Below are 12,082 nucleotides of genomic sequence, written 5' to 3' on the forward strand. Positions count from 1 at the left end.
AACCTCAATCACGGACAACCATGATTACGCTCGACAACGTTTCCAAGTGGTATGGCAAGCATCAGGTCCTTTCCGAATGCAGCGCGGCGGTATCGAAAGGCGAAGTGGTCGTCGTCTGCGGGCCGTCGGGCTCCGGCAAATCGACGCTGATCAAGACGATCAACGGCCTCGAGCCGTTCCAGAAAGGCAGCATCGTCGTCGACGGCATGCGGCTCGGCGATCCCGCCGCGAAACTCGCGCAATTGCGCGCACGCGTCGGCATGGTGTTCCAGCATTTCGAGCTGTTCCCGCACCTGTCGATCACCGACAACCTGACGCTCGCGCAGGTCAAGGTGCTCGGCCGCCGCAAGGACGAAGCGATCGAGAATGCGATGAAGCTGCTCGATCGCGTCGGCCTGCGGGCGCACGCGCACAAGTATCCGGGACAGTTGTCGGGCGGGCAGCAGCAACGCGTCGCGATTGCACGCGCGCTGTCGATGAACCCCGTCGCGATGCTGTTCGACGAGCCGACCTCCGCGCTCGATCCCGAGATGATCAACGAAGTGCTCGACGTGATGGTCGAGCTCGCGCGCGACGGCATGACGATGGTGTGCGTCACGCACGAGATGGGCTTCGCGAGGAAGGTCGCGCATCGCGTGATCTTCATGGACCAGGGCGCGGTGGTAGAGGATGCGGCGAGCGAGGCATTCTTCGCCGCGCCGCGCTCCGAACGCGCGCGCGACTTCCTCGACAAGATCCTGCACTGACCGCGCGACGGCTTCGCTCCGATTTGACCGACTTTCAAAGGACGACATCTTGAACCAACCGCACTCGACCGACACCCTGCTCGCTCACGAAGGCCGCGCGCACGGCCAGCCCGGCTCGCCGGTGAACCCGCCCGTGTATCGCCAGTCGACGCTGCTCTTTCACGGCACCGACGCGCTCGACGCGGTGCGCGGCACGCCGCTCGCGTACGGACGCCACGGCAGCCCGACCACGCGGGCGCTCGAAAAGGCGCTCGCGCGCCTCGAAGGCGCGCACGCCGCGCTGCTCACGCCGAGCGGGCTCAGCGCGATCACGACCGCGCTGCTCGCGGTGCTGAACCCCGGCGACCATCTGCTGATGGCCGACTCGGTGTACGACCCGACCCGCTCGTTCTGCGACGAGACGCTCGCGCGCCTCGGCATCGAGACGACTTACTACGATCCGTCACTCGGCGCCGGTATCGCAGCGCTGATGCGGCCGAACACGCGCGCGGTCTTTACCGAATCGCCGGGCTCGCTGACCTTCGAGGTGCAGGACATTCCGGCGATCTGCCGCGTCGCGCACCAGCACGATGCGGTCGTGCTGCTCGACAACACGTGGGGCACGCCGCTGAATTTCCGCTCGTTCTCGCACGGCGTCGACGTGTCGATTCACGCGGCGACCAAGTACATCGCCGGACACTCCGACGTGCTGATGGGCGTGATCCTGACGACCGAGGCGCTCGCGCAGAAGGTCACGCGCTGCTACCGGCAGCTCGGCATGACCGTCAGCGGCGACGATGCGTATCTCGCGCTGCGCGGGCTGCGCACGCTGTCGGTGCGCCTCGAACGCCACCAGCGCAACGCGCACGTGCTGACCGAATGGCTCGCGCGGCAGCCGGAAGTCGCGCAGATCCTGTATCCGGCCCGGCCGGGCGATGCCGGCCACGCGCTGTGGCAGCGCGACTTCACGGGCGCGTGCGGATTGTTCGGCCTGGTGCTGCATCCGCAGCCCGACGATGCCGTGCGCGCGCTGCTCGACGGCATGACGTGCTTCGGCATGGGCTACAGCTGGGGCGGCTTCGAAAGCCTGATCATCCCGTCGAATCCGTCGCGCCACCGTACCGCGACGCAATGGCTGGCGGCCGGCCCGCTGTTGCGCATCCACGCAGGGCTTGAGCATCCGGACGACATGATCGCCGACCTCGACGCCGGTTTCGCGAGAATGCGTGCCGCCGCGGCCGCGCTCGCGGAAGCCTGAAATCCGGCACGTCACAAGCATCCCGTTTTTCTTCAACGTTCGACCACCACTGATAGCGAGGCCATCATGAAAGATACGCTGTTCATTCTCCGCCCGGGTTTCTTCAAGGACTCCGAAGGTCCGTTCTACTGCGGCGACTCGGTTGCCGTCGAAGGACTACTGAGCTTCTACCCGCAGTTGCGCGACGCCGTCGCGGTCGAGTACGTCGACGCGCCGCGGCCGCGCCAGCCGATCGTCGCGCTGATCGGCGAAGACAACCAGTCTGCGCCGGTGCTCGTGCTGGGCGACGGGCAGGCGCCGAAGGACGACGCGGTCGGGATTCGCGAACACAACGGCCGCCGTTTCATCGATTCGCCGGCCGATATCCGGCGCTACCTGTCCTCGCAATACGGCGTCGCGCACGTCGCGTAAGCACGCCGGCGCCCGTTGTCGACGGGCGCCGCCGAACGGGCCGCGCGGCCTGCGCGGCCCGTTCCCCGTTTCCCGCACGCACGTCGCCGCGCGCGATGTACTCGGCCACGCGGCTCGCCGCTACCGATGGCCGCCCGGGCACCCCGCCTCAGGCCGTATGACTTCAACGCGACGCGACACCGGATGCTGGCACACACCGGGGCCCGCCGCGACCGGCATCACCCCGGCGAACTGCAAACGGGCGCGAATGCGAATGCCGCCGGCTCGGACGGCACGTGGCGCGCGAGCCACAATGCGGCCTCGGTCCGGTTGCTCACGCCGATCTGGCGGAACAGCGCATACAGATGGTTCTTGATCGTGCCCTCCGCGACATTCAGTACACGGCAGATCTGCTTGTTCGACTTGCCTTCGGCCAGCAGCCGCAGCACCTCGCGCTGGCGCGGCGTCAGACGCTCGAATGCGCGATCGTCCCCGGCCGGCGCGCCGCCCGGGCGCGCCTGCGTCGCGCCGCCGTCGTTCGGCGGCACGTAGATCGCGCCGGCCGCGACCCGGCCGAGCGCGTCCGCGAACTCGTCGGCGCTCGCGTGCCGGTCGATGATGCCGGCCGCCCCCGCCAGCAGCGCATCGGCAATCGTGCGGCGGCACACGGCGGCCACCACGCACAGCCACGGCGCGCCGGCGAACGTCTCGTTCAGCACGCTCGGCCAGCTCGGCCGCGCGGCCTGCTCGCCGCATTCGATCGTGATCGCCTCGACCGTCCCGGGCAGCAACGCGTCGCGCAAGCGCAAAACGTCCTCGGGACGGCGGGCCGACCATACGTGCCAGTCGACATCGCGTTTACACAGTACGTCCGCCACGCCCGCGACGAATAACGGCGGGCTATCGATCATCAGAACGTTCATTGCGCGGTTTCCTCGAAATCGGGATGCTCGGTTTAGGTTTTTTTGCTTCCCTACCCGGCGTTTTTTTTACCGCTGTTTTACCCGCCGCGCACTAGGCCCGTCGCTCCGTGACGAATGGCCTAATTCATCCACGCCCCAACCCGCCGCGCATACCGATACCCGCCGCGGGCCGGCCAGGGCCGCCGGACGTGACGGACGTCATATTTTGTAAACGTCTTCAATTTCCTAACGTGAATAAAGACAACGAATTTCCGTTGTCTTCAACACGAAGAGGAGTTTATTCATGGACGCGAATTTCATCGGCTCAGTGATTAACGCTTTACCCATGGACCAAATGATCGCCGGCCCGTTAAAGGCGATGATCAGCGCGCAGACACAGGCCGCGAAGAGCTACGCGGATTTCCTGATGCAGGTCTGCATCCAGGGCGGCAAGGCCGTGGCCGTCCAGTTCGACTACGACGAGACGCTGGTGGACGAAAGCGGCGTGTCGAAGGGTGTCGTGCAGAAGACGATGCGCATCCCGCTGCTCGCGGCGATCGTCCACCCGATCATCGCGATCGAGGAAGGCACGATCGACTTCGAGATGGAGATCACGCAATCGGAGAAGTCGTCGTCGTCGACCGAGGCCGGCGGCGAATTCCAGGCGAAGTTCGGCTGGGGGCCGATCAGCGTCAGCGTGTCCGGGCGCGTGTCGCACAAGGCGGAGCAGACGCGCAGCACCGACACGCGCGCGAAATATTCGATCCATACGCAGGTAAAGCGCCAGTCGCCGCCCGAAGCGCTGATGCGCGTGATCGACTTCCTGACCGAAGCCGCGACCAAGCCGGTCGTCACGGAAGGCAACGCGAAGGCCGTGAAGCCGCTGCCGGCGACGCCGACCGACGGCAAGCTGGTCGGCGATGCGTCGGGCGCGGGCGGTAGCGCGGCCGCGCCTGCCGGCGCCGGTGCGGATGCCCAGCAGCCGGCGCACGCGTAAGCGCGCGGACCGGCCATGTTCAGGCTCTTCAGACGGTCTCACCGCGCGGGCGGCGGGCGGGACGACGGGGATACGCGTCCGGGCAGCAACACCGCCCGACAGGAACCGGACGGGCCGGTCCCGCCACCGGCCGAGGCAGCGGCCGGCACTGCCGGGACGGTCGCGGGCACCGCCGCGCCGGCGGCGGTAACCGCCGATCCGGCGCGCCACGTGCCGCCTGACGCCTCCGGCTCGCCGGCCGGGGCCGCGCCGGGCACGCACGACGCACCGGGCGCCGTGCCCGGCGCGTCCGCCGGCGGCGTGCCTCCCGCTCCGCCCGCCCCACCGGCGCCGCCCGGGACGCCTGCCGACGACGAGCGCCCGCCGCCACGCGGCATCGCGCTCGACGAAATCGCGCGCGGGATGCAGCACGCCGCGGCCGCCGCGAACCAACTGCTCGCGCACCAGTACACGGCCGTGCTCGACCAGTTCTTCGACCTGCGCGACGACGGCCTGCTCGCGCCACGCGAAGTCACGGTCGCGCTCGACGCGGAGCACACGATGCCGGTGCCGCTCGTCGCGCTCGCTACGCCGCGCGGGCTCGCGCTCGACCGGATGATCGTGCACCTGACCGTGCGCGGCGACTTCACCGAGGCGTTGCCGGCCGGCGGCGTCGCGGGCGACGACGACCAGCGCAGCCGCTTCTACGTGACGTTCGCGCCGCGCTCCGGGAAGAAGGACGCACAGGGCAGCGCGCGGCAGCGCGACACCGAGCACATCGACATCGAAATGCAGTTCGCGGCGCTGCCGCCGCCCGAAGCGATCATGCGCGTGATCGACGAATACACGCATCGCCTGGTGCCGCGCGCACGGCCGGGCAGCAAGGAGAACGACGATGGCGAACCAGCCTGAACACACCGGTGAGCAAGGCATCGCGCTGATCAAGCAGTTCGAGGGGCTGCGGCTCGCGCGCTATCTCGACGCGGTCGGCAAGCCGACGATCGGCTACGGGCACCTGATCCTGCCGAACGAGCGCTTCACGCGACCGCTCACGCCGGCCGAAGCCGAGGCGCTGTTGCGGCGCGACCTGCGCGGCGCCGAGCTGAACCTGCGCAAGCTGCTGCGCGTGCCGGTCACGCAGCAGCAGTTCGATGCGCTGATGTCGTTTGTCTTCAATCTCGGCGCGGGACGGCTGCGCTCGTCCACGCTGCTGCGCTATCTGAACGCCAGCGCGAGCGCGCGCGCGGCCGACCAGTTCCTCGTCTGGAACAAGGCCGGCGGCAAGCCGCTCGCGGGGCTCACGAAGCGCCGCCAGGCCGAGCGCGCGCTGTTCCTGTCGTGAGCGACGGGACACCGCACCGGCCGAACGTCACGGGTCGCCGCGCATGTCGTTCGCGCCATTTCGCCTGTCGTCGGCTGCCCGTAAGCTGAAACCGTCGCTGAAATCTTGCCGCATCCGTTCCAGCCGTTCGTCATTCGCCATTCGTTACTCGTCACGACAGGAGCCCCGCATGAAGATCGCTCGCTCGCCCGGCCGCACGACGTCACCCCGTTTCACCGTTGCGCGCACGCTGCGCCGCGTGCTCGGCGCCGCATGCGTTGCCGTCGCCGCCGTGGCGACGGTCGCGCCGCACGCCGTCGCCGCCTCCGCCGATCCGCTGCCCGCATATGGCGCCGACCTCTCGCGCACGTCGGTATCGGGGCTGTCGTCCGGCGGCTTCATGGCCGCGCAGTTCGACGTCGCGTTCTCGAGCCGGCTGATCGGCGCGGGCATCGTCGCGGGCGGCCCGTTCTACTGCGCGGGCGTGAACGCGCTGATCCCGCCGGCGGTGGCCGCGACCACGCTGTGCATGCAGCCGATCGGCCCCGCGCCATCCGCGGCCGATGCCTGGCGCGCCGCGCGCATGTTCGCGCAGCGCGGCGAGATCGACGATCCGGCCGCGCTGCGCGCTCAGCGCATCTACGTGTTCAGCGGCGCGAAGGATACGGTGGTGTCGACGCGCGTCGTCGACCAGACCGCGCGCTTCTATACGCTCGCACAGGTCCCGGCCGCGAACCTTCAGTACCGCGAATCGCCGGACGCCGGCCATGCGTTCATCACGAACCGCCCCGAAGACAACGCATGCAGTGCGAACGCGAGCCCGTATATCGACAACTGCGACTTCCAGCAGGCGCACGACATCGTGCGCTGGATCTACGGCACACCCGACAAGCCGCTCAATCCGCCGGCCGCCCAGGCTGGCGGCAAGCTGCTGAAGTTCGATCAGCGCGCGTTCGATCCGCGGCGCGGCGCGTCGCTCGGCGACACGGGTTACGCATACGTGCCGGCCGACTGCGAGCGCGTGGCCTGCGCGGTGCACGTGGTGTTCCACGGCTGCGTGCAGAACGTCGCGGCCGTCGGCGAGAAGATGATTCGCGGCGTCGGCTACAACGAGATCGCCGACACGAACCGGCTGATCGTGCTCTATCCGCAGGTCGAGAAATCGGCCGTCAATCCGCTCGGCTGCTGGGATTTCTGGGGCTATACGAGCACCGATCCGCTCAATCCCGGCTTCTACCGCCGCGACGCGCCGCAGATGGCCGCCGTGATGCGGATGGTGCAGCGCCTCGGCGCCGCGCGTCAGTAACCCGCGTACCGGCCGCCGTCACGCCGTCCCCCCCTTCATCACGAGGAATCGCCATGTTCTCCACGTTCATCGCCCAATGGGAACGCGCGCACGCCGACGCGCTCCAGCTGTTCGGCAAGGTCGCCGCGCAGACGACCGGCACCGGCGGCACGTCCGGCGGCCCCGCGTGGCGCGCGTTCGCGCACACCGCGCTGCTCGCCGGCCACCGTTACTCCGACGCCTGCCAAGCCGCGATCGACGCATCGTGGCGCGGCCAGCTCGAACGGTTCGCGCTCGGCAGTTCGGCCGCCGCGGTCAAGGAGCTGGCGGCGCTGAACGCCGATCTCGCGACACGCTTCACGCAGAGCCACCTGCAGCATGCGGGCGCGATGGCCGACGCGGCCGCGCAATACCTCGACGATCTCGCCCGCACTCGCGGCCCCGCCGATGCCGCGATGGCGCTCGGCCGCTTCGCGGGCGACCTGCAGGCCCAGGCGCGCGCCCATGCGCTGCACGTCGCGTCGCTCGCGAACGGCGTCGCGCCCGCGCTTGCGCAGTGGGCCGACCGCACGCTGCGCGACGATCGCGGCACGTCCGATCAGGAGCAAACGTCATGAACATCAAGCTGCGCTTCATCAACCGCTCGAACGACTGCGGCAACAGCGAGGTCGTGCTGTTCCAGCGCGACGTGATCCCCGATCTCGACGCATTTGCGATCGCGTGGAAGGTGATCCGCTATTGCGGGCGCGACTGCTTCCATCCGTTCGACTACTCGACCGACATCGACGTCGCGCTCGGCGACGAGCACGGCAACTTCTCGCCGCGCGTCACGGCGCCCGCCGGCGTGCGCTTCGTGGTCGACGCGCAGCCGACCGGACGCGGCCGGCTCGTGCCTGACCCGGCCGACGCGCCGGGCGGCGACATCGAGGTCGTCAACCGGTTGCCGCGCGGCGCCGTGAACGTGAACGCGTTCAGCGCGGGCCGGCTGATCGCGGTGAAGGAAGCGGTCGCGCCCGGGCAGAAGGCCGTGTTCCGCTTCACGCCGACGCTCTGGATCGGCGTGGCGTCGCAGATACAGGAAAGCCGCGCGCTGCACGCGGCGGTGATGTCGAGCGCGAACACGCTTCTGCCGCTGGCGGGCGTCGCCGCGGCCGACATCGTGATGACGGGCGGCGGCGCCGGCACCGACGCGCAGCCGTTTGCGTTCGCGCTCGAACACATCGTGCGCGCGTAGCGCCGCCTGACACGGCTTGAACCGGCTTGACGGCACGGCTTCGCGGCCGGGCCGGCGGGAAAGGTGTGCGGCAGACCGACTGCCGTTTTTTTCAAACTCAAGGAGCAACGACGTGGATATCCAACTGAACCTGATCAACCGCTCGAACGACGCGAACAACTCGAGCGTCGTGATCTTCCAGAAGAACGTGGCGACCGACTTCGACGAACTCGCGATCGCGTGGAAGGTGATCCGCAATTGCGGCCAGGGCGACAACCATCCGTTCAAGTTCCCGATGACGATGAGCGTGAGCGCGAGCGACAGCTGGGGCAACTACATGCCGCAGCAGGTCGCCGCGAACGGCCAGGTGTTCCAGGTCGTGCGCTCCAGCTCGGGCGACGTGCTGCAGCTCGGCGGCGACCCGGGCGCGAGCTCCGAGGTGCAGGTGCGCAACGACCTGCCGGCCGGCGCGATCAACGCGACGATCTACAAGGACGGCAGCGCGCTCGCGCGCAAGACGTCCGTCGCGCCGGGCCAGAAGGCCGTGTTCCAGTTCAAGCCGACGATCTGGATCGGCGTCGCGTCGCAGATCGAACAGGGCGCGCTGATGAATTCCGCGGTGATCTCCGACATCAACACGGAACTGTCGCTGCTCGGCATCGCGAGCGCCGACATCGTGATGACCGGCGGCGGCCCCGGCCCGCACTCGATGCCGTTCACGTTCCGGCTGGAAAACGTGGTGATGGCGTAACGGTCCGTGCGCCGGCGACGCACGGCCGGCGCCCCTTCAATCAGTTATCCAAATCGAATCAAGGTGACTCATGGACATCAATCTCAACTTCGTCAACCTGTCGAACGACGTCAACAACAGCCAGATCGTGATCTTCCAGAAGAACGTGTCGACGGACTTCGACGAGCTCGCGATCGCGTGGAAGGTCATCACCAACTGCGGGCGCGGCGACAACCATCCGTTCGTGTTCCCGATGCTGACGACCGTCTCCGCGAGCGATGCCGACGGCAACTACATGCCGCAGAAGCGCGCGGACAACGGACAGGTCTTCAATGTGTCGCGCTCGACGTCGGGCAACGTGCTCGCGCTGGCCGGCCCCGCGCCGACGTCGCGAGAGATCCAGCTGCGCAACGACCTGAGCCAGGGGGCGATCACCGCGTCGGTCTTCAAGGACAACCGGCTGCTCGCGCACAAGACGGGAATCGTGCCGGGGCAGAAAGCGGTGTTCGAGTTCAAGCCGACGCTGTGGATCGGCACCGCGTCGCAGATCGAACAGGGCGCGGTGATGAACTCGGCCGTGCTGTCCGACATCAACACCGAACTGTCGCTGCTGGGGATCAAGAGCGCCGACATCGTGATGACGGGCGGCGGCGGCGGCACCACCGCGACCGCGTATCAGTTCCGGCTCGCGAACGTCGTGATGGGATAAGCCGCAAGCCACGCGTGCGCGACGGCGAACGGGCGGCACCCGTCACGTCGTCGCGCGACTGCGGTGCATGAATCAGCTCGCGCGCCGCACGGGCGCCATCTTCGAGAAGTACTTCGCACCCGCGACGCAGCCGACGACCACGACCGTCACCGCGAGCATCGACGGCGGCACCGTCTCGTGCAGCAGCCCGGCCGCGAGCAGGAAACCGAAGAACGGCTGCAGCAACTGAAGCTGGCCGACGCCCGCGATCCCGCCGAGCGCCAAGCCGCGATACCAGAACACGAAGCCGATCAGCATGCTGAACAGCGACACGTACGCGAGCCCCCACAGCGCGGCGGCGTCGACGCCGTCGAACGTCGCGGGCCACGTAAACCACGCGAGCGGCAACATCACCGGCAGCGACAGCACGAGCGCCCACGAGATCACCTGCCAGCCACCGAGCTGACGCGACAGGCGCGCGCCTTCCGCATAGCCGAGCCCGCACGCGACGATCGCGGCCAGCATCAGCGCATCGCCCACCACCGACGCGCTTCCGCCGTTGCGCAGCGCGAACGCGGCCACCGCACCGCTGCCGACCAGCGAGAAGATCCAGAACGGCAGCCGCGGCCGTTCGCCGCCCCGCCAGACGCCGAACAGCGCGGTCGCGAGCGGCAGCAGCCCGACGAACACGATCGCATGCGCGGACGTCACGTGCTTGAGCGCCAGCGCCGTCAGCAACGGAAAACCGACCACGACCCCGAGCGCGACGACGACGAGCGACGCGGTCTCGGCACGCGTCGGCCGCTTCTGCTTCAGCCCGGCGAGCAGGATCAAGCCGAGCACGCCGGCGATCGTCGCGCGCGCGAACGTGAGGAACAGCGGGTCGAGCCCCTGCACCGCGACGCGCGTCGCGGGCAGCGAGCCACTGAAGATGATCACGCCCAGCAGGCCGCTGAGCCATCCGTCGGTCGTCTTTTGCACGGGAAATCCTGATCGGAACAAGGTGGATGACCGATGATCCGCCGCCCGCGAAAAGCGCGTAAGCTACAGCCCAATACAATCCAGACAAACTGTACTGGACAACCGACCGTACAGTTCCCTCTCGCCATGAGCCGTTCCGTGCAAGCCCCTGCTCCGCCCGCGCCGTCGCGCACGCGCGTGGAAACCGTGATGGACACGCTGCGTGCAAGGATCGCGAGCCGCGCGCTGATGCCCGGCGCGCGCGTGCCGTCGATCCGCATGATGGCCGACGCACTGCACGTGTCGAAGTCGACCGTCGTCGACGCATACGAGCGGCTCGCGAGCGAAGGCGTGCTCGTCGCGCGGCGCGGCTCCGGCTTCTACGTGTCGGGCCACGCGCCGCCGCTCGCGCTCGCCGAACTCGGCCCGCGCCTCGATCGCGAACTCGATCCGCTGTGGCTGTCGCGCCAGGCGCTCGAGGCGGCGCCGAACTCGGTGAAGCCGGGCTGCGGCTGGCTGCCGTCGTCGTGGCTGCCGGACGAGAGCCTGCGACGGGCGCTACGCGCGGCGTCGCGCGACGAACCCGACGCGCTGACCGACTACGCGACGCCGCTCGGGCTGCCCGCGTTGCGCCAGCAGCTGGCGTGGCGGCTCGCGCAGCACGGCGTCCATGCGGAGCCCACGCAGATCATGCTGACCGACGGCGGAACGCACGCGCTCGATCTCGTGTGCCGGCTGCTGCTGGAGCCGGGCGACACCGTCGTGCTCGACGATCCGTGCTACTTCAACTTCCAGGCGCTGCTGCGCGCACATCGCGCGCGGATCGTCAGCGTGCCGTTCACGCCCAACGGCCCCGATCTCGCACGCTTCGAGCAGGTGCTCGCCGAGCATCGGCCGCGTCTGTACATCACCAACGCGGCGCTGCACAACCCGACCGGCGCGACGCTCGCGCCGCCGGTCGCGCACCGGCTGCTGACGCTGGCGGCCGAGCACGGCCTGCTGATCGTCGAGGACGACATCTTCGCGGATTTCGAGAGCACGCCCGCGCCGCGCCTTGCGGCATTCGACGGGCTGTCGCGCGTCGTGTCGATCGGCAGCTTCTCGAAGACGCTGTCGGCCGCAATCCGCTGCGGCTATGTCGCCGCGCGCCCCGAATGGATCGACGCGCTCGTCGACCTGAAGCTCGCGACGTCGTTCGGCAATGCGCAGATCGGCGCGAACGTCGTGCACCGGCTGCTGGTCGACGGCACCTACCGGCGCCATCTCGACGGCCTGCGTGCGTAGCTGGCCGATGCGATGGGCGAAACGATCCGGCGGCTCGCGCGCGCCGGGCTCGGGATCTGGACCGAACCGCGCGGCGGCCTGTTCGTCTGGGCGGAACTGCCCGACGGGCTCGATGCCGCGCGCGTGGCGCGTCATGCACTCGACCACGATGTGGTGCTCGCGCCCGGCAACGTGTTCAGCGCGTCGCACGGCGCGACGTCGTTCATGCGCTTCAACGTGTCGCGCTGCAAGGGGCCGGCGGTGTTCGATGCGCTGGCGCGGGCGATGGACGCGACGCGTGCGGCGGAACGCAGCGACAGCACACTGGCCGGCGACCGATGACCATCGAAGGCGGCGGGACGCACGAACGC

General features: G+C 68.9%; 13 protein-coding genes and 1 pseudogene. 12 read left to right on the plus strand and 2 right to left on the minus strand.

Annotated features, from left to right (window positions below; genetic code table 11):
* Positions 1-20: 20 nt before the first annotated feature.
* The 3 genes from WS87_RS25540 (at position 21) to WS87_RS25550 (ending at position 2,394) form a co-directional block, all read left to right on the plus strand.
* Positions 21-746, plus strand: a complete 726-nt coding sequence (locus tag WS87_RS25540; protein WP_059468348.1) for an amino acid ABC transporter ATP-binding protein — start codon at positions 21-23, stop codon at positions 744-746.
* A gap of 49 nt (positions 747-795) precedes the next feature.
* The gene (gene metC, locus WS87_RS25545) at positions 796-1,983 is read left to right on the plus strand and encodes a cystathionine beta-lyase (protein ID WP_059819429.1); all 1,188 of its coding nucleotides are present in this window, start codon (positions 796-798) and stop codon (positions 1,981-1,983) included.
* Positions 1,984-2,049: 66 nt separating this feature from the next.
* A complete protein-coding gene (locus WS87_RS25550; RefSeq protein ID WP_059819430.1) occupies positions 2,050-2,394 on the plus strand; it encodes a DUF3088 domain-containing protein in 345 nt (114 codons plus the stop codon).
* A gap of 218 nt (positions 2,395-2,612) precedes the next feature.
* Here WS87_RS25550 and WS87_RS25555 read toward each other — a convergent pair whose 3' ends face one another.
* Positions 2,613-3,296, minus strand: a complete 684-nt coding sequence (locus tag WS87_RS25555) for a helix-turn-helix transcriptional regulator (RefSeq protein WP_059699106.1) — start codon at positions 3,294-3,296, stop codon at positions 2,613-2,615.
* 283 nt (positions 3,297-3,579) lie between these two features.
* Here WS87_RS25555 and WS87_RS25560 point away from each other — a divergent pair, with 283 nt between their 5' ends.
* The 8 genes from WS87_RS25560 to WS87_RS25595 all read left to right on the plus strand — a co-directional run bounded on the left by WS87_RS25560 (position 3,580) and on the right by WS87_RS25595 (position 9,509).
* Positions 3,580-4,272, plus strand: a complete 693-nt coding sequence (locus WS87_RS25560) for a DUF2589 domain-containing protein (protein ID WP_059526817.1) — start codon at positions 3,580-3,582, stop codon at positions 4,270-4,272.
* 210 nt (positions 4,273-4,482) lie between these two features.
* The gene (locus WS87_RS25565; RefSeq protein WP_236873242.1) at positions 4,483-5,163 is read left to right on the plus strand and encodes a DUF2589 domain-containing protein; all 681 of its coding nucleotides are present in this window, start codon (positions 4,483-4,485) and stop codon (positions 5,161-5,163) included.
* The gene (locus WS87_RS25570) at positions 5,147-5,593 is read left to right on the plus strand and encodes a lysozyme (RefSeq protein WP_059819431.1); all 447 of its coding nucleotides are present in this window, start codon (positions 5,147-5,149) and stop codon (positions 5,591-5,593) included. Before WS87_RS25565 ends, WS87_RS25570 begins: the two co-directional genes overlap by 17 nt.
* Before the next feature lie 169 nt (positions 5,594-5,762).
* Positions 5,763-6,878 carry an extracellular catalytic domain type 2 short-chain-length polyhydroxyalkanoate depolymerase gene (locus tag WS87_RS25575; protein WP_059819432.1) on the plus strand — a complete coding sequence of 372 codons (1,116 nt, stop codon included), beginning with the start codon at positions 5,763-5,765 and terminating at the stop codon, positions 6,876-6,878.
* 53 nt (positions 6,879-6,931) lie between these two features.
* A complete protein-coding gene (locus WS87_RS25580) occupies positions 6,932-7,474 on the plus strand; it encodes a hypothetical protein (protein ID WP_059819433.1) in 543 nt (180 codons plus the stop codon).
* Entirely contained in the window at positions 7,471-8,091 is a 621-nt protein-coding gene (locus WS87_RS25585) for a hypothetical protein (RefSeq protein ID WP_059819434.1), read from the plus strand. The genes WS87_RS25580 and WS87_RS25585 overlap by 4 nt, the downstream gene beginning before the upstream one ends.
* 112 nt (positions 8,092-8,203) lie before the next feature.
* Positions 8,204-8,821, plus strand: a complete 618-nt coding sequence (locus tag WS87_RS25590; RefSeq protein ID WP_059819435.1) for a hypothetical protein — start codon at positions 8,204-8,206, stop codon at positions 8,819-8,821.
* Positions 8,822-8,891: 70 nt separating this feature from the next.
* Entirely contained in the window at positions 8,892-9,509 is a 618-nt protein-coding gene (locus WS87_RS25595; RefSeq protein WP_059600109.1) for a hypothetical protein, read from the plus strand.
* Between the two features lie 72 nt (positions 9,510-9,581).
* On the opposite strand, the gene WS87_RS25600 is transcribed toward WS87_RS25595, so the two are convergent.
* Positions 9,582-10,469: a DMT family transporter gene (locus tag WS87_RS25600; protein ID WP_059819436.1), complete on the minus strand. Its 888-nt coding sequence runs from the start codon at positions 10,467-10,469 to the stop codon at positions 9,582-9,584.
* 126 nt (positions 10,470-10,595) lie between these two features.
* On the opposite strand from WS87_RS25600, the pseudogene WS87_RS25605 reads away from it, so the two are divergent.
* Positions 10,596-12,053: pseudogene (locus WS87_RS25605) on the plus strand (aminotransferase-like domain-containing protein).
* Positions 12,054-12,082 lie beyond the last annotated feature (29 nt).

Source organism: Burkholderia sp. MSMB0856, assembly GCF_001524645.2.
Taxonomy (GTDB): Bacteria; Pseudomonadota; Gammaproteobacteria; order Burkholderiales; family Burkholderiaceae; genus Burkholderia; species Burkholderia diffusa.